Origin of the sequence: Pelosinus fermentans DSM 17108, from assembly GCF_000271485.2 — a bacterium.
Classification (GTDB): Bacteria; Bacillota; Negativicutes; order DSM-13327; family DSM-13327; genus Pelosinus; species Pelosinus fermentans.
Window position 1 is genome coordinate 2,550,679 of sequence record NZ_AKVN02000001.1, and the last position, 20,426, is coordinate 2,571,104.

The window sequence follows — 20,426 nt, forward strand, 5'->3', positions numbered from 1 at the left end:
TTATATTCTATATCCTGACCTACATTATTACATACTTCGGAAAATACCAACTACTTTACCTAAAATTGATACATTGCGAGAAAAAATAGGAGACATACTGTCATTTTCAGGCTGCAACCGTATGAATTCTTTCTCTTTAAAAAAGCGTTTTACAGTAGCTTCTTCATTATCAAGCAAAGCAACTACAATGTCATTATTATTAGCGGTTTTTTGTTTATTAACTAAAACATAGTCGCCATCTAAAATACCTGCATTGATCATACTATTTCCTTGGACGGTAAGCATAAAGATGTTCTCGTTATTACCAATTAAATTTTTGGGAAGTGCATATGTCTCTTCAATATTTTCAATAGCTAGAATAGGTTGCCCTGCGGTAACGCGACCAACTAATGGTACTGAAACAAATGTTTCCTGCTTCCATGGTGTTTCTCCTAATACCTCAATTGTTCGAGGTTTTGTAGGATCACGGCGTATAAAGCCCATTTCCTCGATTTTAGCCAAATGACTATGAACAGTAGAACTAGAACTTAAGCCAACGGCTTTGCCGATCTCTCTTACTGAGGGGGGATACCCCTTTGCGCGTAATGTGTTTTTAATATAGGTTAAAATCTGGCTTTGCCTAGATGTTAATAGATCTTCTTTATCCACAGCTTCATCTCCTAAATCAAAATAAACATTAATGTTATAATGTTTATAATTTCAATATTATTATCATTATAACAATAATTAATAAAAATCGCAAACGTTTGTTCGTTTTTATATTTTTTACTCTTGACCGAACATATGTACTGTGCTAAAATGAAAACAGACAAAACAAACATATGTTCGGAGGTTTGTACAATGTATAAATTAGATACTATTTGGATTGTAATATTGGTAATTATGTCTATATTTTTATATGATACTAATTTTGAGTTTTCTAATAAATATTTGGCATGTGCCACATATCAAATTGTTGATGTTAATAAAGGAGATTCGTTGTGGACTATTTCTGCAAGATATGTTACAGATAAAGATGATATTCGTCATTTGATTGCAGCAATTAAGCAACTGAACCGATTAGATAATAACACACAAATATATCCTGGGCAGCTTTTAAAAATACCCGTTGCATCAGATAATATTAGATTAGCGAGAGAAACAAACTAAGTACTGATTATTCTTAGTTTGTTTCTCTTTTGCAGCATCAACTTATGTTAAGTTATCAGTTTATTTTATTTAACAGAAAGAATCGTTATCTACTTATCGCAATGGGAAGAATTACTTCTGAATTAGCTCCGTGCACCCCACATTCCGGACAAAGCCACGATTGTATTCGTAGCTTCTTCGTTTCATTTCCAAAACGATATTCTACAGTAATATACTTTGCAACTTTTTCTACATGCTCACACCATAATTGTTTATGCATAAATAAATACCCTCCTGAAATTCAGAATTATAAGATTATTTGTTGATGATGTATTTTATTATTCTTCCTCGGGTATTATGCAACACTTATTAAAGATTCTTAAGAGTTTTATATTCTAAAATCAAGAGGAATATCTATTTCTATATGCTTGCTTCCTCTGGTATATTAAAAATAATTAATCCTGGAATCATCCTATATGCTTTGACATCAAAGGTGACAAGAGGAAAACCATTTTCTAAAGCAGTAGCAGCGACTATTGCATGCTCGGTAGTCGTTTCAGGATATTGTATTTTTAGGTTCCCTGCTTTTTGAGCAATGGAAGAAGATAAAGGGAAAATTTTCGTGGTAGTGAGAAGCTTGGCAATTACTGCAGGGGTGAGTTGAGGAATCGTATGAAGCTCCATCTCTGTAATTGCGGATATCGCGGGCAAAGGAGCATTGCTCTGCGCTACTGTACGTAAAAAATCAATAGTGGCTTTACAACCGTTTAGATGAGATTTTAAAATGGATGCATCCATGAGAATTTGATTCATATTAAATAACCTCCATATCTTAAGTCTTTAAAATTCATTCAAGTTTCTGGGCTCTCCTCCCTCTATTCATGGCAGCGAATGTTTCTTCGAGAGCTCTTAATAGTCCATCCGTATCTTTATCAATATTGACATTTTTTCCGCCCTTTAACACAATGGTTCCTTCCTCCGCTTTTTTTGCAAGTAGTACGTCATCTTCTTGAATTGCTAATATTTTTCTAATTTGCGACGGAATTGTTATTTGTCCCTTGGAATTAACTTTGCAAGAATAATTCAACATACATCACCTCTTTCGTATTTATAGTAAAATTAGGATTTCCTAATTTTACTATAAATAATAAGAAATCTCAAGGAGTTACTGAAAAATCATTGACGATTCTTTCTTAGTGAGATAAAATTAAATAAAAACTCAATATACGATAATTTAAGATTATCGTATATTGAAAAGTGGTAAAAAGGAGAAAAAATATGAATAATATTATAATTGAAGAAAATAAAGAGATTTCTTCTGAAATGTACAATTCATACATAAAACAAGGGAAAAAATTAATTATAAACTCCAAGGCGGAAAATACTAGAAAAGCATACTTTTCGGATTGGAAGGATTTCTCTGAATGGTGTAAGATGAATAAGGTAGTATCATTGCCGGCGGAACCGGAAACAATTGTGGCATATTTATCCTACTTGTTTGCAGAAAATAAGAGACCTAGTACAATAGCGCGTAAGAAGAGTACGATTAGCCAAGCGCATGCCACTGCGGGTTATGGTTCCCCAACGACGGCTAAAATTGTAACTGATACCATGAAGGGAATAAAACGTGAGTTAGGTATTATGCGTAATAAGAAAAATCCTATATTGGCTGAAGATATACAGCATTTTTGTGAGAAAAAAGATGACATAAGAGATCTTCGTGATTGTGCGTTACTATTAATTGGATTTTCTGGCGCCTTTCGTCGATCTGAGTTAGTCTCCTTAAATATTGAAGATGTTCGTTTTACGAGAGAAGGAATTCGAGTTATTCTTCGTAAATCGAAAACAGATCAGGAAGGTGCAGGGATGGAAAAGGGAATTGCTTATGGTTCTAATCCAGATACTTGCCCTGTGCGCATTTTACAAGACTGGATTGAGGCTGCACAAATCAGAGAGGGAGCACTCTTTCGTCAAATTAATAAGTATGGTCAAGTTTCAAAAAAAAGGTTAGCATCATCCCATTCGGTAGCTAGGATTGTAAAGGAGTATGTGCAGAAAATTGGACTTCCAGCAGCAGAATATTCCGGACATAGTCTTCGTGCTGGTTTTGCTACAGAAGCATCTGCCAATGGGGCATCTTTAGATGATATCATGAGGCAAACAGGTCATCGGAGTGTGGAGATGGTAAGAGAATATATTAGAAAGCAGAATCTTTTTAAAAATAATGCTTCAGCAAAATTGGGGTTATAGAAATATAGCTATCAAATATAAAAAATAAGAGTATTTGAATAAAATACTCTTATTTTTTATATTTGATAGCATGTTGGAGTTATGTGACCCATATAATGATTAAGGGGGTGTATAATAAAATGAATCCTTCAGAAAGAACTGTTGGTGAAGATGTAATAAAAGAGGGAGAAAGCTTGGAACTCGCCAGTGATTTTTTTAAACAACTAAGTTACTATATGGATGAGTTTGATAAAGGGCTTAACCAGGAACACGAAGTTGGTATTAAGCTAGTAAACTTTGGTCAAACTGTGCAATTTACAGTACATAATATTGGCTATTTTAATCCAAAACTGATTTGTTTTTATGGTGAAATGCCGGATGGATCTGCTATTCAATTAGTTCAACATGTCAATCAAATTAGTTTCCTGCTTACCGCCGTACAACGTAAAAATCCAGAAGAGCCAAAGCGTCCTATTGGTTTTTGTCCAGAGTTATTCCGCAATAAAGAAGGTTATCCAGCTTACTTTTTTCCCAGAATAAAAGGTGAAAGATGAAAATGACTTTTATTCTAAACTAAGCCGTTTGACAGAAACATTTACTTCTTTCACTAATAATCCAGTCATATGCTCCACCATACTCTTAATGCGTTTCTGAGCTTCGTGTGCAATGGTCTTAAGAGAATTACCGTATCGGACAGTAATATCTAGTTGAATCGAAATTCCCGTTTCTTTGTCGTGAGAGTTTTTGATATTGATTTGACCTGTGGTGGGAATTTCCGGATCTATTGTAGCCACATATCCGACAATTGTCGCTATTGCAGCATCTGAGATGAGCAGCTTTCCATAATAACTAAAGGTTGGACGTACAATTGATTTTTCACCAATTTTATGCCTTCGCTTTTTAGGTTTTTTAAAAAAAATTTCTAATGGATCAATCAAATAGCCAGAAAAATGTGGTTTTAGCTCAATTGTTGGTACAGGGATTATATGCTTGCCTTCTTTTAATCTGCTTTCTCTGGCTTTAGCAATTTCCGCGGCTGTAGCAATATCTTCAATCATAATAATTTGTTGTATTTCTGGTAATTCTAATACATGAACAATTTTTTCTACCATATTTACTGAGGTGCCTAATACTAAAATACGGGTTGGTTTCACCTTTTGGATAGCTTCCCTAACTTCTTGTGCATGATCGGCTTCCATAAAAATTGCTCGTTTTACGGCCATTATTTTACTAGCTTCTTTTTTGGCAGAATGACCGGCGATAATTTTACTGTCCTTAATCAGTAAACCATCATCAATAATTGTATCAATATGATGTTCATGTGCTACAATTAATGCTCGATGACTTTTTCCAGTTCCGCTTGGCCCCACTAATGCGATGATATCCATCGGGCAGCCTCCTACTTTTTATATTATATATTGATACAGGGTTCATAAATAAAAATAAACATCTTTCGAGATGTTGTCAAGAAAAAATATTTTGCAATGTTATTTTGAAAAAAATATGGGATATTCCTAGTCACCCGATTTAGTGGCTAGGAATATTTTTTTATAATTAGATTTAGTATGAATGATTGTTTAGTTTATATTCATTTAGTTCCTTAGCTAAATTTGCAGGGATCGTAAATAAGCCTAATTGGGAGGGGAATCGATTAGGAACAGCGTGAAAATCTGAGCCACCTGTTACTAATAATTGATATTGTTTTGCCAGATCTAAATATTTCTGAGTTTGTATTTGATCATGGATAGGATGATAAACCTCTAAACCTACAAGCCCATGATGGATTAAATCTAGAATGATCGTATCATCGCCAACCAAGCCAGGGTGAGCTAAGACTGGAATGCCACCAGCCTTTTTTATTAAAGTAATAACTTGTAATGGTGTTAGCTTATAGTGAGGTACATAAGCAGATCCTTTTTTATTTAGTAAGGTAGTAAAGACTTCGGATACTGTAGAAAAATACCCCTTTTCTACTAACGCTCTAGCAACATGTGGTCTGCCGATAGAAGTAGCGTGTTGTGCTAGTTCTATTACACGTGAGTAATCAATTGTATAGCCTAATTGTTTGAGTTTCTTAATGATTTGTTTGGTGCGTTCGTGACGATGAGTAACTAAAATATCTAATTGCTTGCGCAGCTCTGCATTATAGATATCAATATGATATCCTAAAATATGAACTTCATTTTTGGGTAAATCTGTACTAAATTCAATACCGGGAATTAGACAGATCATGTCAATCTTATCGTTGCCTCCTTCATATAGCTCTAATAAGCCGTTTACGGTATCATGATCCGTAATGGCAATATAAGATAGCTTTGCATCAACAGCGTGTATTAAAATGTTTTCTGGAGTAAATCTTCCATCAGAAGCTGTAGTATGAATATGTAAATCGGCTGTCATAATTGGCTCATATTCTGTGCTAATTGTATTAAGGTTCTTGTTCCAACTCCAGTTCCACCTTTAAGATTGTAACCATCTTCTTTTTCAATATTCGCAGTACCGGCAATATCGATATGTACCCATGGAGTATTCTCAACGAATTCTTCAATAAATAAACCAGCAGTAATGGCTCCTGCCATACGACCACCAGAATTCTTCAGGTCAGCAATATTACTTTGTATATCTTTCTTATATTCACTGAAATTTGGAAGCTCCCACATCTTTTCACCCGTAGCAGCTGATGCTTGTAGAACGTGCCCACAAAAATTAGCATTATTCGTTATGAGTCCGGAAGTCACGTTTCCTAAGGCTACCACGCAAGCACCTGTTAACGTTGCTATGTCAATAATTTGAGTAGCTCCCAGTTTATTAGCATATGTAATAGCATCAGCGAGAATTAATCTTCCTTCAGCATCTGTAGAAATAATTTCGATGGTTTTACCACTCATAGAACAAATTACGTCCCCAGGTTTAAATGCCTGACCTGAGGGCATATTTTCAACACAAGGAATAATACCTAAAATATTGACTTTCGGTTTTAACTGTCCAATGGCAGCCATTGCTCCTAAGACTGCAGCTCCTCCAGCCATATCATCTTTCATTTCACCCATATTTAAACTTGGTTTTATGGAAATTCCACCACTGTCAAAAGTAACACCTTTTCCTACAAATGCTGTAAGATGCTTGCTATTGGCATCTCCCATATATTTTAAGATAATCATTTTAGGTAGCTGGATACTGCCTTGGGAGACTGATAACAATGCGTGCATTTTCTCACCAAGCATATCTTCTTTTTCTAATAATAGTAATTCAAGATTGTTTTTTCGAGCGATTTCTTGCGCATGTAATGCCATTTTTGTTGGTGTCATGTATTGAGATGGATGATTTACTAAATCGCGGGCAAGGTTGACGCTTGATCCTATAATTGATGCAATATGAATGCCTTTATGTAGTGATGATGTATTATTTTGATCATGTTCAATCAGAAATAGATCTTTAAAAGGTACATCAGTATTTTTTGTTTTATAATAATTAAATTGATAAGAGCCTAGCAACGCACCCTCTACGATAGCTTGTGCAATTGTTTGAAGATTATTTGTACGTGTAAGTAAATCAGAAGGAATAAAAGCAATTGATGAAGAATGAATCTTTTTTGCTGCACGCATAGCAATTGCTGCTGATGAGCGAATTTTATCGGTTGTTAAGTCTTCTTTATCTCCCATTCCCACTAGCATGACATGCTTAGCCTCAATTACTCCTAAAGTATAGATAATAGTAGTTTCTCCAAATTCGTTACTATTAGGCTGAGCTAAAATTATTGAATTAAGATAACCTGATAATGCTTGATCAAGTATATTGATAATTGGAGTTGTTTCTTTTGTATTTTTGTATAAGCAAACAACTAAAGTATTACATGATGTTTGAACAATTGACTTATCTGTTACAGTTATTTTCATCGTTAGACTCCTTTATCGCATCATAATAAATATAAGTGTATCATATAAGTATTATTATACCCAAATAAAATAGCTAAAACCTGCTCTAAAGAACAGGTTTTAATTATTTATCTTGGTTGGACTATTAGTTTCATCGCGGTTCGTTCTTCACCATCAATTAAAATATCTGTAAAGGCAGGGATGCAAATAAGATCAACACCATGTGGTGCTACAAATCCTCTTGCAATTGCTACTGCTTTTACTGCCTGGTTAAGTGCTCCTGCACCGATGGCTTGCATCTCAGCGCCACCACGTTCTCTTAGCACTCCGGCCAATGCACCTGCTACAGAATTCGGGTTAGATTTTGCTGATACTTTCAAGACTTCCATGTTTTTTAGTACCCTCCTTTAAGTTAGAAAAGCAAATGATAAAGTCCTTATTATATCAGTATTCGTTGCTAACCCAAAAAATTCCTTTTTTATCTAAAATAAATAATTTTAAAATTTAAAATTTTCTTGTATTCGAATAATCTCGCTAATCTTATTAGTAGAAGGGTCAATTTTAATAATTACGGCACAGAAGATTGTCTCACTACCAGATGCTACAGTAAATTTAGTGGGTAAGCCCGTTAAGAATTTTTGTATTACAGGTTCTTTATCAACACCTAAAATCGAATTCCAGCTTCCTACCATACCAATGTCTGAAATAAAAGCGGTTCCCTCTGGTAAGATGCGTTCATCTGCAGTTTGGATATGTGTATGCGTTCCTACAATGCATGATACTTGACCATCTAAATAATATCCTAAAGCTAATTTTTCGGAAGTGGCCTCAGCATGAAAATCGATAATAATAATTTCGCATTGATCTTTAATTTTGGATAGAATCTGATCAGCAGTACGAAATGGACAGTCGATGGCAGGCATAAACACTCTACCTAAAAGATTAACGACAGCAATCTTGTAATTGTTCATAGAAAGAATATGATAACCTTTACCCGGTGTGCCTGGGGGATAATTTGCAGGGCGAATTAAGCGTTTTTCAGTATCAATAAAATTGAAAACTTCTTTTTTATCCCAAACATGATTACCAGTTGTAATGCAATCAATACCCATTTCTAATAATTCCTTTAATACATTCGCTGTAATTCCTACACCGCCAGCTGAATTCTCACCATTAGCAATAATTAAGTCTAGGTTATATTTCTTTTTTAAGAGAGGAATATAATGAGCTGCTGTACGTCTACCAGGTTGACCACAAATATCACCGATCATCATAATATTCAAATTACTTACCCTCCATATGAGAAGTAGATTATGCCATTGTGGCTATTTGTTAAAGACCAAAACCCTGCCATCTTCACGAATACCGATTAATCTATTTTCTGTATGGTGTTTTTTTATATTTGTTAGCATATCTTCAATAACTTCTTCTTGAATTAGAAGGTCTTCTTCTAATAAAGAGTCATTGAAGTCTGTGATGAGGTGGTTCTTGAACTTACCTCGCAATAATGCAATTAACAAAGCAATTTCACCTTTAGAGATAGTATGTACATCTCTGAAGATGCTTAACATAGCGACTTGGTCATAAGTATCTAATAGTACATCAAAAGTGCTTAAAGATACATCCTCTAATGTAGTATAGGCAATTAGACTATTTAATAATAAGTTTTTAATATTGGAGAATTCGATGTTTGATGGTATCGTTGACAACAAAAATGTCAGCTTTAAAGAATTACTTTGTGGATCAAAACCAATTCTTCCAATTTCAGGGTAACGAACAAGAATAGAAATCAATAAATTGACACCATCAGAAACTTGTTCATCATATTGTTTGTATTTAGGCATAAAAAAATCACCGTCCAATAGTATGATAAAATGTTAGTATGATTTATGTTATTCTCTAAAGATGATGAGAACTCCTTTTTAAAATATATGGAAGAATATAAAAACGACCTTAATAAGGTCGTTTTTATATTCTTCCATATATCTTTATTTATTTCGCGTAATCAACAGCACGTGTTTCACGAATTACAGTTACTTTTATTTGTCCTGGATATTCAAGATCATTTTCAATTTTTTTGACAATATCTCTTGATAATCTAACAGATGCTAGATCATCAATTTTATCTGGTTTAACCATAATACGAATTTCACGACCCGCTTGAATAGCAAATGATTTTTCTACGCCTTCGAAAGATTCTGCTATTTCTTCCAATCGTGTTAATCGTTTTAGGTAACTTTCAAGACTTTCACGACGAGCACCAGGTCTAGCTGCAGAAATAGCATCAGCAGCAGCAACTAATACTGCCTGTACTGTGATAGGTTCTTCATCACCATGATGAGCACCAATCGCATTCACTACTTCAGGCGATTCACGATATTTTTTTGCTAAAGTCATGCCTAATTCAACATGAGATCCTTCCATCTCATGATTGACTGCTTTACCAAGATCGTGTAAGAGACCCGCTCGTTTTGCTAGCATCACATCTACACCTAACTCAGCAGCCATGACGCCTGCTAAATGGGCGACTTCGATAGAATGTTTAAGTACATTTTGCCCATAACTGGTGCGATACTTTAAACGACCAAGAAGTTTAATGATTTCTGGATGAAGTCCGTGAACCCCAGTTTCAAAGGTGGCCTGTTCGCCAGCTTCTTTAATTCGTTGCTCCACTTCTTTCTGTGCCTTTTCAACCATTTCTTCAATACGCGCAGGATGAATTCTTCCATCAGCAATTAATTTTTCTAGAGCAATTCTAGCGACTTCTCTACGTATCGGATCAAAGCCAGACAAGATAACGGCTTCGGGAGTATCATCAATAATAAGATCAATACCAGTAAGGGTTTCTAAGGTCCTAATATTACGTCCTTCACGTCCGATAATACGACCTTTCATCTCATCATTAGGTAACGCTACAACTGAAACAGTAGTTTCTGCAACATGATCTGCAGCACATCGCTGAATTGCTAAAGAGATGATGTTACGTGCCTTTTTGTCAGCTTCTTCTTTTGCTTGTTGTTCTAATTCTTTAATCATCATTGCCGTTTCAAGTTTAATTTCTTCTCGAGCATTCGCTAATAATAAATTACGAGCTTCTTCAGATGTTAACCCCGAGAGTCTTTCTAATTCAGCTAATTGTTTGGCATATAAAGTATTAATTATTTCTTGACTTTTATCTAATTCAGCTTCTTTATGGCTGATAATCTCCTCTTTTTTCTCAAGAGAATCAACTTTCCTGTCAAGATTTTCCTCTTTCTGCATTAAGCGTCGTTCTAAACGTTGGAGCTCAGAACGACGTTCCTTAGTTTCTCGTTCTAATTCATTCCTAAGTTTATGAATATCCTCTTTTGCTTCCACCAATGCTTCTTTTTTCTTAGCTTCGCTTGAACGCTCTGCCTCAACGATTATTTTTTTCGCAGCTTCTTCAGCTGAGATTATTTTTGCTTCGGCAGTTTTTTTGCGTATCCAATAGCCTATGCCAAAGCTGAAGAACGCAACAAGTGCAGTAGTTAAAATAAATTCAAATATAATCCTTACACCTCCTTTTATTTCCGTGTTTTAAGGGTAAAGCTGAGAATCTTAAATCAGCTTTTAAAGCATTTCGCAATTACTCCCCTACAGTAACTGATTTTTATTGGATAAGTATGACAATTGCCTACACAATTGATTAATTCAATTGTAAATGTTTTTCAAAGTAGTGTCAAGTTATCCCTTATGTCTCTTAGTTGAGTTTAAAGGAAAAGAAAATAACTTTGAAAATACTTTATATCTCAAGATACGTTGTAATAAACATAAAATGATTTGGCTCATGCCAAATCATTTTATGTTTACCACTTATTTATCACAGTGAGAAAGGGTTTGTAAGACTTTATGAATGCTAGTCGCTGAAAAACCTCTAGAAGCCAAATAGCGATAAATCTTTTCTTTTGTAGTCGTATCGAAGCTTTTAAAACGGGCAGTAACTACTTTAAGCGCCGATTTCCACTCTTCAATATCATCGAAATCTCTTGCGATCTCAGATAAAATTGCATCTGGTAAACCACGTAGCTTTAATTTGTAAAGAATTTGCTTAGTACTATATTTATTTGTTTCTAAGTATTTATGAAATAAATGATTTGCAAGTTTAATATCATTGATGTAACCATATTCTTTTAAACGGCTAAAAACCTTTTCAATGTCATCGCAGCTATAATCCTTATATTCTAATTTTTGCTGTAATTCTTTTTCACTATAGGAACGGCGAGTTACTAAGTGCAATGAGTATTGCCAGATATCATTATGATTATTCAAGGGATGAATCATCCAAAGGGTCGGGCACAACCGCTTGTACTTTGCCAACCAAGAGCAATTCTCGAATCTTCTTGTCGATTTCATCTGCAATGTCGGGATTTTGTTTAAAGAATTCTTTTACATTCTCTCGTCCTTGTCCAAGGCGAGTATCTTTATAGGAATACCATGCTCCACTTTTATTGATAACTTCAAATGAAGTTCCAATATCGACTAAACATCCTTCGTGGGAGATTCCTTCACCATACATAATATCAAACTCAGCTTGTTTAAATGGTGGAGCAACTTTATTTTTAACAACCTTTACTTTAGTACGGTTACCGATAATATCATTACCTTGTTTAAGACTCTCAGCTCTTCTTACCTCTAGTCTTATTGTAGAATAGAATTTTAGAGCACGTCCGCCAGTAGTTGTTTCTGGGTTACCAAACATAACGCCTACTTTTTCACGAATTTGATTAATAAACACAACGATTGTACGTGATTTACTAATAATACCGGTTAATTTACGTAATGCTTGTGACATCAGCCGCGCATGTAAACCCACATGAGAATCGCCCATTTCGCCATCAATTTCCGCTTTGGGTACTAAAGCGGCAACTGAATCAATTATGATCATGTCAATTGCATTACTTCTTACTAAAGCTTCACAGATTTCTAAAGCTTGTTCACCATTATCCGGCTGTGAGATGAGCAAATTATCAATATCAACACCAAGATTTTTAGCATATCCAGGATCTAGGGCATGCTCAGCATCAATAAATGCTGCTAATCCACCAGATTTTTGGGTTTCAGCTATCATATGTAAGGCGACGGTTGTTTTACCAGATGATTCAGGGCCGTATACTTCTATCATTCTACCTCTAGGTACGCCGCCAATGCCAAGGGCAATATCAAGTGGTAATGCACCTGTTGGAATAACTTCGACATTCATCCTGGCAGCAGCTTCGCCTAATTTCATAATAGAGCCCTTGCCAAAATCTTTTTCAATTTTGCGTACAGCACTTTCTAATGCTTGTAATTTATCTGATGTTGTTGATTTCTCCATGTATTTATCATCTCCCTTATTAATATCATTGTACAAACATTTGTTCGTAATGTCAATAGTCATAAATTTGTGATGGATGACTTTCTAAACTTAGGAAGATTAGCATTAATAATTGTCAGTAGGTTGAATGCAAAATAGCTAGCATAAAAAAAATTTAGATAAAAACAGGCGAATATTTAAAGGAATACATAATAAAAGAGGACTATATAGTCCCCTTTTATTATGTATTTAAAAATTAGATTTTACGAAGAAATGTAGCTTGATTATCTGCTTTTAGCAGGCTCAACATTAATCTTATATCCTTTAATTGAGCTTTTATGCAGTACTGCGATAACACGCTCCGCTACATCTATTGGTACTTCTACAAAAGTAAATTTTTCATAAATATTGATTACACCAATTGTATTTCCAGAGATGTCGGCTCCCTCTGCTATCGTGCGTACAATATCTTCTGGACGGATTTTCTGTGCTCTACCAGCATTAATAAACAAACGTACCATACCTGCTTCAGCGCCCGTATTAGTAAAGTCAGGTTTTTCTTCTTCAACGGTAAACTTTTCTTTAAATCCTTCTTGAGCAAGTTTAAGAGCAGCGGCAGCAATCTCTATTGGATCATAATCAGCGGCTAAATCCACAATAATGTCCTGATAGACTTCAAACTTACCCTGTTCAATTGTTTGCACTAAACGATTCTTAATGATTTCTCGTTGACGATCTAAAATGTCAGCTGCTGAAGGTAGTTGCTTGCGTACAATACGTGATTTAGTTAGCTTCTCGATCAGTTTAAGCTGGCGGTATTCACGAGGATTAATAAAGGTAATTGCCACACCCTTTTTACCAGCACGTCCTGTACGTCCAATACGATGTACATAGGCTTCATTATCTTGAGGGATATCGTAATTGAAGACATGTGTGATATCATCAATATCTATACCGCGAGCAGCAACATCTGTGGCTATTAATAATTCAAGTTTTCCATCACGGAATTTTTTCATGACTCTATCACGTTGTGCTTGACTTAGATCACCGTGTAAACCATCAGCCATATAACCGCGTCCTTGTAAGGATACAACCAAGTCATCCACACCTCTTTTAGTACGGCAAAAGATAATCGATTTACCTGTTGTCTCTACATCTAAAACGCGACATAATGCTTCTAATTTTTCTCGTGTTTCATAATAAATCTGGTCAATAAGAGGTACTGTAAGCTGCTCTCTATTGATAGAAATTGTTTTTGGATTATTCATATATTTTCTTGCTAAAGTAGCAATTGGTCCTGGCATAGTAGCAGAAAATAAGAGTGTTTGTCTTCCTTCAACAGGAACTTCTTGCATAATAGTTTCAATATCTTCAACAAAGCCCATATCAAGCATTTCATCAGCTTCGTCAAGAATAAGTGTTTTTACAGCGTCAAGTTTTATTGTTTTCCGGCGAATGTGATCTAAAAGTCTACCTGGAGTACCAATTACAACATGTACACCCATACGTAGAGCCTTAATTTGTCGGTCAATTGGTTGCCCACCATAAATAGGTAAAGTTTTTATTCTTTTGAACTTACCTATCTTTGCCAGCTCTTCTGAGACTTGAATTGCAAGTTCACGAGTTGGAGTAAGTACCAACACTTGTATTTGACGACTATCAGCAATTTTTTCTATTGCAGGTATACCAAATGCAGCGGTCTTACCTGTACCTGTTTGTGCCTGTCCTATAACGTCGTGACCTTCAAGTACAAGAGGAATGGTTTGGTTTTGAATCGGTGAGGGTTCTTCAAAACCCATTTCAGCAATTGCTGAAAGTAGTTTTTTGCTTAATGGAATAGTACCAAATAATTGAGTATCGTTCAATGTATAGCCCCCTAGTTTTTATTTAATTTATATTATAACGATAATGTATACTGTCTTAGCATATGTAAAGCGGTTTGCGATATACGATATTTAATGTCAGTACGCTGACCATTAAATGTATGATGTTGGCATTGTATACCAGCAGGACCATCAATTGCAATAAAAACCGTACCAACAGGTTTTGTTGGAGTAGCGCCAGTTGGGCCAGCTATGCCGGTAATCCCTAATCCAATACTAGCAGCAAATTTCTTACGAATGCCAGCAGCCATAAGACATGCTGTCTCTTGGCTTACCGCACCAAGTTTAGTAATAATTTGCGGTGTTACATCAACAAAATCAGTTTTAATTCGATTGGTGTAACAAACTATAGAACCTATAAGGTAATCTGAACTACCAGAAATGTCGGTAATGCGACTGGTAACCAGCCCGCCTGTACATGATTCGGCTAATGCAACAGTTAACTGTTTCTTAGTTAAAATTTCCCCAATATTTGCTTCGAGAGTATCATTATCTAGACCCCAAATGTAATCGGCAATGTATTGCCTAAGTTGTTTTTCTAATGTATCAATTAATGTTTGGGCTTCATTTTTGCTAGCGCCTTTAGCAGTAAGGCGGACAATAATTTCGCCTTGTCTTGCCAACAATGCAATTGTTGGATTCGACTGGGATAAAATAAATCCTTTGATTTTATCTTCAAGCGAGGATTCACCTATTCCATAAGTATGTAATACTCTAGATACAATTGCCCCTTGTGAGTTAAAATGACTTTTAAGATATGGAACCACTGCTTGTTCAAACATAGATTTTAATTCGTGAGGAGGTCCAGGTAAATGAATAATTATTTTATTATTATGCTCTATGATCACACCAGGAGCTGTGCCATTTTCATTTCTTAATACAAGAGCTCCTTTAGGAATCATAGCTTGTCTTAAGTTACTTTCAGTCATAGAACGGTTACGTTTGGCAAGAAGATCTGTCATGTGAGCTACACTTTCTTCATGTAAAAACAGAGGTCGATTTAATAGGTTTGCAGTCACTTCTTTTGTAATGTCGCCCTGAGTAGGTCCTAAGCCACCAGAAGTTATAATAATATCTGATCGTTCTAACGCATTATTGAAAACCTGTGTCATGCGTACTCTATTATCACCAACTGTAGAATGATATAAAACATCAAATCCTAATTCATTAAGTTTTTCTGATAAAAAAGGTGCATTTGTATTCATAATCTGACCCAAAAGTAGTTCTGTACCAGTAGTTACTATTTCTACGACCATATAAAATCACTCCCTAGACATTGAATAATGTATAGTAATTATTTTAAACAAATATTTCTAAATTATTATTCTTTAGCAGGCATCTTTATAATTTTTCTGCAACAACATCATAGGTAAAGCCTTGGACAATTCTTGTTTTAATGACATCTCCTGGTTTACATTCCATTGCTTTCTCAACATAAACTTGCCCATCTACATCAGGTGCTTCACGATAGGAGCGTCCAGAGACAACAATCTCTGACTCGTTGATATTAACTTGTTCAATTAATACATCCAAAACTGTACCTTCTAATCCCTGATTAAGCTGTTCAGATATTTGACATTGCAATGTCATAAGGCTATGATAACGCTCTTGTTTAATCTCATCAGAGAGCTGATGGGGAAGATTTGCTGCTATAGTATCGTCTTCTTGTGAATAAGTGAAGACCCCTACTCTATCAAATTTCTGTTCCATTATAAAGTGTTTCAAATCTTCAAAATGTTCTTCTGTTTCACCTGGAAAACCTACAATAAAAGATGTGCGAATCGTAATACTAGGAATCTTTGCACGTAAGGTGGTTAAAAGAGTTTCTATATCTTTACGACCATCTTGCCGCAACATTGCTTTTAAAATATCATCATTAGCATGCTGTAGAGGCAAGTCAATGTATTTGCAAATTTTTGATTCAGTGGCAATTAACTCAATTAGTTCATTTGAAAAATATTTAGGATAACAATATAATAATCGCACCCACATAAGTCCATCAATTTTAACTAACTCTTTTAAAAGAGTAGTCAATTTGGGTGAGTCATATAAATCACGTCCATAGCTAGTTGTATCTTGTGCAATCAAGTTGATTTCTTTAACACCAGTTGCTACAAGGTTTTTCACTTCAGCTATAATTGATTCCATTGTTCTGCTGCGAAAAGAACCTCTTACCTTAGGAATAATACAGTAAGAACAACAGTTACTACATCCCTCAGCAATCTTAACATAAGCACTATAGAATGGTGTTGTGTTTATGCGTGGCATGGTTTCATCATAAAGTGTATTTGTTTCTCCTACTAATAATACACGTTTATGATCAACAAGAGTATCATTGATAGCTTCAATAATGCGATGCCAAGCTCCTGTACCAATAATGGCATCAACCTCTGGCAATTCATCAAGCAACTCTTGTTGATAGCGCTGACCAAGGCAGCCAGCTACAATTAAACATTTACAATTACCATGTTTTTTATAATCAGCCATTTGAAGAATAGTAGATATGGATTCCTCTTTTGCTGAATCGATAAAACTACATGTATTGATGATAAGAATATCAGCTTCATGGGGATTATCCGTTATTTTAATATCATTGGTGGCTAATAGTCCTAGCATAACTTCTGTATCTACCAGATTTTTAGCACATCCCAGGCTTATAAACCCGGCTTTTAACATGAATGTTCCTCCTAGATTATAGATCAGATTTTTATTTTGGAGCGAGCCGTACTGTAGTTACCCATTTATCAAGTAGTTGACTTTTTTGTTCAATTGAAAAGGTTTCTTTTTTATCCAAAAGCTTAATATGTTTTGTATCGTAATATTTATAAATGAGTGTTTCTGGATTTGTAGGAATTAAATAAAAACTGCTTGTATACAAAATACTATGGGCAGCATCTTGTAGCAACCAATCCATAAATTGCTTAGCTTCTGTTTCATTTTTTGCGCCTGTAACTAATGCAGATCCAGTTAATACAAAAGAGGTACCATCTTCCGGATATAATAATGTTATAGGAAATTTGTCATTCATATAACGTATTGTTTCGCTCTGAGTCGCAATGGCAATATCTACCTCACCCATTCCAGCCATGCGCACAGGAGTAGATAGAAATTTAGCATATTGAACAATTTGGGGATGAAGCTTTTTCAGATAAGAAAATGCTTCAGACTCTCCAGTTGCAGATACTAAAGTATAAAATAAATTAGCAGAAGCTTCTGCTGCTAAGAAATCAGTTATACCAATACGATATTTACTATCTTGAGTGAGATCACTCCATTTACTAGGTACTTTAGGAAGGGTTTTTAAGAAATCACGATTCGCTGCAAAAACCATAGGGTCATACCAGATACCTGTCCAATAACCGTTTTCTTCTTTAAATCGTTCCGGTATAATATCTGTTTGTTCAGAAGCATATGGTTTTAGTAGATTCATTTTTTGGATCTGTTCTAAAAGTGCACTGTTGGCAATAATAATGTCAGCATTAGGCGCAGCCATTTCTACTCTAATCTTTGTTAGTAAATTTGCTTCAGAAAGAGGCACAAGGTTTACACGTACCTTTTGCGTTTTTTCATATTCCTGAGCCAATATTGATAGTTGCTCTATCGGCAACGTAGTATAAACATTAATACTTTTAATATTCTTCTCAGGATTTTGTTCATCAGCATAACCTTGGAGAGATGTACTCCCAGTGACTATAGTAACTAGTACAAAGAAGGAGATTAATAAAATTGGCAGATAACGACGCATATTCTACCTCCAGTACAAATTAGACCAATAATACTATACCTCTTATTGGTTCGGTATGCAAGTCAAATTTCTATAAAGTGTAAACAAAACATCTTGTAATGCTATTTTAAGTCGTTTACCTTTCTTCTGTCTTAGTATTATCTGAAAATAATGGACTTATGTGAGCGGGGATGTATGAAAGAAAAGTAGAAGCAGCTATAGCAAATTATAGTTGCTTCTACTCGTATTACGAGCGACTCCTAGAATGTTTCTTAGTATTATTCTTAAGCTGTGTAGTGGATTTTGTGTGCATGTTTCTACTACTACTATTTTTACTTGTGGTAGTACTACTATTTTGTTTATGATTTGTATTGTGTGGTGGACGAATGAGGCACTTGGGTCCATAGCCAATAAGATCCTGACGATTAGCCTTTGTCAGTGCTTCGTATACTAAATAATAATTTTTAGGATCACGGTATTGCATTAATCCACGTTGCATTTTCTTTTCATGTATATCTTTAGCTACATACACTTTTTCATTTGTAAATGGGTTGATACCGGTATAGTAAATACAAGTAGATAAACTGCCTGGAGTGGGAATGAAATCTTGTACTTGCTCTGGCCTATAATTCAGATCGCGGATGAATTCTGCTAATTCAATCGCTTCTTTAAGCCCAGACCCAGGATGGCTAGACATAAAGTAAGGAACGAGGTATTGCTCTTTTCCTATTCTTTCATTTACACGTTTATAAGCATGCATGAATTTTAAATAAACCCCTTTTCCTGATTTCCCCATTAAATTGGTAACTTTAGGGGAAATGTGCTCGGGTGCTACTTTAAGTTGACCACTAATATGATGCTCACATAATTCGCGTAAAAATTCTTCGTTGCTCGGATCTGCCATTAAATAATCGTAACGTAGTCCAGAGCGAATAAAAACTTTTTTTACACCTGGTAAAGCTCGTAAGGTGCGTAATAATGTTAAGTAATCAGTATGATTCGTCATTAATTCTTTGCATGGGGTTGGAGCTAAGCATTGCTTTGCTTTACAAGTACCGCGCTCAGATTGTTTTTGACAGGATTGTATACGAAAGTTAGCAGTAGGACCACCGATATCATGAATATAACCTTTAAAATCAGGCATAGCAATGATTATTTTAGCTTCATTCAAAATAGATTCGTGACTCCTGCTTTGAATAATACGTCCTTGATGAGAAACAATTGCACAAAATGAACACCCGCCAAAACAGCCACGATGGCTGACCAAACTAAATTTTACTTCTTGAATTGCCGGCACTCCACCAGATTTCTCGTAAATTGGATGATAGGTGCGTTGATAAGGAAGATCATAGATCTCATCCATCTCTTCTGTAGTTAGCGGCAAAGCAGGCGCATTTTGTACGATAGAATATTCACCATGGTTCTGTACAATTGTTTTACCGCGGATAGCATCCTGCTCTTGGTATTGAATTTTGAACGCTTGGCTAAATGCTTGTTTGTTCGTGTTTACATCATCGTAGCCAGGAGTTTCAATGAAATTCCATAAATGTTCAATGGAATCAGTCTTATAACAAGTACCTTGAACGTTACGAATGTCAGAGATATTGAGTCCTTGTTGTAATTGTTCAGCAATTTCTTTTAATTGTTTTTCACCCATACCATATATTAAAATATCAGCTCTGCTGTCAATTAAAATAGAGCGCCGTATACTATTTGACCAGTAATCATAATGAGCAAATCTCCTGAGACTTGCTTCAATACCTCCAATAATAATCGGTATGTCCTTCCAGACTTCTCGAATTCGGTTGCAATAAACAATAGTGGCTCTGTCAGGACGGCAGCCTGCTTTTCCTCCAGGTGAATAATTATCTGAGCTGCGAAATTTTTTAGCAGCAGTGAATTTATTCAACATCGAATCCAAATTTCCAGCTGATACTAATACGCCTAACCGAGGTTTTCCCATTTTTTTAAAATCTAATGTTGAACGCCAGTCTGGTTGAGAGATAATACCCACTCGATATCCATACTTTTCTAATAAACGGCAGAGAATGGCAGGTCCAAAGCTGGGGTGATCTACATAAGCATCACCGCTAACAAATAAAAAATCTAGTCGATCCCATCCTCGTTTGGTCATATCTTCCTTAGAAATTGGTAAAAATTCATTTTTCATAATTATTTCCCCTATGCAGTCATCACACACTCTAGAGAACGAATGTATAATTGAAGAATATTTTTGTATTATTTTCAAAACGGAAAAAATAATGCATTACGTA

General features: G+C 35.3%; 21 protein-coding genes. 3 read left to right on the top strand and 18 right to left on the bottom strand.

Annotated elements, in window-relative coordinates:
- Positions 1-27: 27 nt before the first annotated feature.
- Complete coding sequence (gene lexA / locus FR7_RS11735) at positions 28-648, bottom strand: transcriptional repressor LexA (RefSeq protein WP_007934292.1); 621 nt, start codon at positions 646-648, stop codon at positions 28-30.
- A 192-nt stretch (positions 649-840) separates the two neighbouring features.
- Here lexA and FR7_RS11740 point away from each other — a divergent pair, with 192 nt between their 5' ends.
- A complete protein-coding gene (locus FR7_RS11740; RefSeq protein ID WP_007934291.1) occupies positions 841-1,149 on the top strand; it encodes a LysM peptidoglycan-binding domain-containing protein in 309 nt (102 codons plus the stop codon).
- An 85-nt stretch (positions 1,150-1,234) separates the two neighbouring features.
- Here FR7_RS11740 and FR7_RS23855 read toward each other — a convergent pair whose 3' ends face one another.
- The 3 genes from FR7_RS23855 to FR7_RS11750 form a co-directional block, all read right to left on the bottom strand.
- On the bottom strand, positions 1,235-1,408 hold the full coding sequence (locus tag FR7_RS23855; RefSeq protein WP_007934289.1) for a hypothetical protein: 174 nt from the start codon (positions 1,406-1,408) through the stop codon (positions 1,235-1,237).
- Between the two features lie 140 nt (positions 1,409-1,548).
- Positions 1,549-1,941, bottom strand: a complete 393-nt coding sequence (locus FR7_RS11745; protein WP_007934288.1) for a PIN domain-containing protein — start codon at positions 1,939-1,941, stop codon at positions 1,549-1,551.
- Positions 1,942-1,975: 34 nt separating this feature from the next.
- Entirely contained in the window at positions 1,976-2,218 is a 243-nt protein-coding gene (locus FR7_RS11750) for an AbrB/MazE/SpoVT family DNA-binding domain-containing protein (RefSeq protein ID WP_007934286.1), read from the bottom strand.
- Positions 2,219-2,406: 188 nt separating this feature from the next.
- Here FR7_RS11750 and FR7_RS11755 point away from each other — a divergent pair, with 188 nt between their 5' ends.
- Together FR7_RS11755 and FR7_RS11760 are read left to right on the top strand one after the other, a co-directional pair.
- Positions 2,407-3,378 carry a site-specific integrase gene (locus tag FR7_RS11755; RefSeq protein ID WP_007934285.1) on the top strand — a complete coding sequence of 324 codons (972 nt, stop codon included), beginning with the start codon at positions 2,407-2,409 and terminating at the stop codon, positions 3,376-3,378.
- Between the two features lie 119 nt (positions 3,379-3,497).
- A complete protein-coding gene (locus FR7_RS11760) occupies positions 3,498-3,911 on the top strand; it encodes a DUF6173 family protein (RefSeq protein ID WP_007934284.1) in 414 nt (137 codons plus the stop codon).
- 9 nt (positions 3,912-3,920) lie between these two features.
- Here the strand turns inward: FR7_RS11760 and FR7_RS11765 are convergent, their stop codons facing one another.
- From FR7_RS11765 to FR7_RS11830, 14 genes are all read right to left on the bottom strand, one after another.
- Positions 3,921-4,745 (bottom strand): Asp23/Gls24 family envelope stress response protein, encoded by an 825-nt coding sequence (locus tag FR7_RS11765; RefSeq protein ID WP_007934283.1) that lies wholly within the window; start codon positions 4,743-4,745, stop codon positions 3,921-3,923.
- A 172-nt stretch (positions 4,746-4,917) separates the two neighbouring features.
- A complete protein-coding gene (locus FR7_RS11770) occupies positions 4,918-5,757 on the bottom strand; it encodes a PHP domain-containing protein (RefSeq protein WP_007934281.1) in 840 nt (279 codons plus the stop codon).
- The gene (locus tag FR7_RS11775; RefSeq protein ID WP_007934280.1) at positions 5,754-7,253 is read right to left on the bottom strand and encodes a leucyl aminopeptidase; all 1,500 of its coding nucleotides are present in this window, start codon (positions 7,251-7,253) and stop codon (positions 5,754-5,756) included. The genes FR7_RS11770 and FR7_RS11775 overlap by 4 nt, the downstream gene beginning before the upstream one ends.
- 107 nt (positions 7,254-7,360) lie before the next feature.
- Entirely contained in the window at positions 7,361-7,621 is a 261-nt protein-coding gene (locus tag FR7_RS11780) for a stage V sporulation protein S (protein ID WP_007934279.1), read from the bottom strand.
- A 108-nt stretch (positions 7,622-7,729) separates the two neighbouring features.
- Positions 7,730-8,515, bottom strand: coding sequence for a TIGR00282 family metallophosphoesterase (locus FR7_RS11785; protein WP_007934278.1), 786 nt, complete (start codon positions 8,513-8,515; stop codon positions 7,730-7,732).
- A gap of 42 nt (positions 8,516-8,557) precedes the next feature.
- A complete protein-coding gene (locus FR7_RS11790; RefSeq protein ID WP_237769520.1) occupies positions 8,558-9,094 on the bottom strand; it encodes a hypothetical protein in 537 nt (178 codons plus the stop codon).
- Between the two features lie 130 nt (positions 9,095-9,224).
- Positions 9,225-10,748, bottom strand: a complete 1,524-nt coding sequence (gene rny / locus FR7_RS11795; RefSeq protein ID WP_071524645.1) for a ribonuclease Y — start codon at positions 10,746-10,748, stop codon at positions 9,225-9,227.
- A gap of 318 nt (positions 10,749-11,066) precedes the next feature.
- Complete coding sequence (locus FR7_RS11800; RefSeq protein ID WP_007940162.1) at positions 11,067-11,534, bottom strand: regulatory protein RecX; 468 nt, start codon at positions 11,532-11,534, stop codon at positions 11,067-11,069.
- Complete coding sequence (gene recA, locus FR7_RS11805) at positions 11,515-12,567, bottom strand: recombinase RecA (protein ID WP_007934273.1); 1,053 nt, start codon at positions 12,565-12,567, stop codon at positions 11,515-11,517. The genes FR7_RS11800 and recA overlap by 20 nt, the downstream gene beginning before the upstream one ends.
- 263 nt (positions 12,568-12,830) lie before the next feature.
- Positions 12,831-14,411 (bottom strand): DEAD/DEAH box helicase, encoded by a 1,581-nt coding sequence (locus FR7_RS11810; RefSeq protein ID WP_007934272.1) that lies wholly within the window; start codon positions 14,409-14,411, stop codon positions 12,831-12,833.
- 32 nt (positions 14,412-14,443) lie between these two features.
- On the bottom strand, positions 14,444-15,685 hold the full coding sequence (locus tag FR7_RS11815) for a competence/damage-inducible protein A (RefSeq protein ID WP_007934271.1): 1,242 nt from the start codon (positions 15,683-15,685) through the stop codon (positions 14,444-14,446).
- An 85-nt stretch (positions 15,686-15,770) separates the two neighbouring features.
- Positions 15,771-17,105 (bottom strand): 30S ribosomal protein S12 methylthiotransferase RimO, encoded by a 1,335-nt coding sequence (gene rimO, locus FR7_RS11820; protein ID WP_007934270.1) that lies wholly within the window; start codon positions 17,103-17,105, stop codon positions 15,771-15,773.
- A gap of 31 nt (positions 17,106-17,136) precedes the next feature.
- Positions 17,137-18,174: an extracellular solute-binding protein gene (locus FR7_RS11825; protein ID WP_007934269.1), complete on the bottom strand. Its 1,038-nt coding sequence runs from the start codon at positions 18,172-18,174 to the stop codon at positions 17,137-17,139.
- A 226-nt stretch (positions 18,175-18,400) separates the two neighbouring features.
- Positions 18,401-20,323 carry a YgiQ family radical SAM protein gene (locus FR7_RS11830; RefSeq protein ID WP_007934260.1) on the bottom strand — a complete coding sequence of 641 codons (1,923 nt, stop codon included), beginning with the start codon at positions 20,321-20,323 and terminating at the stop codon, positions 18,401-18,403.
- Positions 20,324-20,426: the final 103 nt, after the last annotated feature.

Excerpts from the sequence above, each read along its gene's own strand:
- FR7_RS11830 (WP_007934260.1), bottom strand. The coding sequence starts at position 20,323 with ATGAAAAATGAATTTTTACCAATTTCTAAGGAAGATATGACCAAACGA.
- FR7_RS11760 (WP_007934284.1), top strand. The coding sequence starts at position 3,498 with ATGAATCCTTCAGAAAGAACTGTTGGTGAAGATGTAATAAAAGAGGGA.
- rimO (WP_007934270.1), bottom strand. The coding sequence starts at position 17,105 with ATGTTAAAAGCCGGGTTTATAAGCCTGGGATGTGCTAAAAATCTGGTA.
- FR7_RS11780 (WP_007934279.1), bottom strand. The coding sequence starts at position 7,621 with ATGGAAGTCTTGAAAGTATCAGCAAAATCTAACCCGAATTCTGTAGCA.
- FR7_RS11750 (WP_007934286.1), bottom strand. The coding sequence starts at position 2,218 with ATGTTGAATTATTCTTGCAAAGTTAATTCCAAGGGACAAATAACAATT.
- FR7_RS11800 (WP_007940162.1), bottom strand. The coding sequence starts at position 11,534 with ATGATTCATCCCTTGAATAATCATAATGATATCTGGCAATACTCATTG.
- FR7_RS11775 (WP_007934280.1), bottom strand. The coding sequence starts at position 7,253 with ATGAAAATAACTGTAACAGATAAGTCAATTGTTCAAACATCATGTAAT.
- FR7_RS11765 (WP_007934283.1), bottom strand. The coding sequence starts at position 4,745 with ATGGATATCATCGCATTAGTGGGGCCAAGCGGAACTGGAAAAAGTCAT.
- FR7_RS11740 (WP_007934291.1), top strand. The coding sequence starts at position 841 with ATGTATAAATTAGATACTATTTGGATTGTAATATTGGTAATTATGTCT.
- recA (WP_007934273.1), bottom strand. The coding sequence starts at position 12,567 with ATGGAGAAATCAACAACATCAGATAAATTACAAGCATTAGAAAGTGCT.
- FR7_RS11755 (WP_007934285.1), top strand. The coding sequence starts at position 2,407 with ATGAATAATATTATAATTGAAGAAAATAAAGAGATTTCTTCTGAAATG.
- FR7_RS11745 (WP_007934288.1), bottom strand. The coding sequence starts at position 1,941 with ATGAATCAAATTCTCATGGATGCATCCATTTTAAAATCTCATCTAAAC.
- FR7_RS23855 (WP_007934289.1), bottom strand. The coding sequence starts at position 1,408 with ATGCATAAACAATTATGGTGTGAGCATGTAGAAAAAGTTGCAAAGTAT.
- FR7_RS11815 (WP_007934271.1), bottom strand. The coding sequence starts at position 15,685 with ATGGTCGTAGAAATAGTAACTACTGGTACAGAACTACTTTTGGGTCAG.
- FR7_RS11825 (WP_007934269.1), bottom strand. The coding sequence starts at position 18,174 with ATGCGTCGTTATCTGCCAATTTTATTAATCTCCTTCTTTGTACTAGTT.
- FR7_RS11770 (WP_007934281.1), bottom strand. The coding sequence starts at position 5,757 with ATGACAGCCGATTTACATATTCATACTACAGCTTCTGATGGAAGATTT.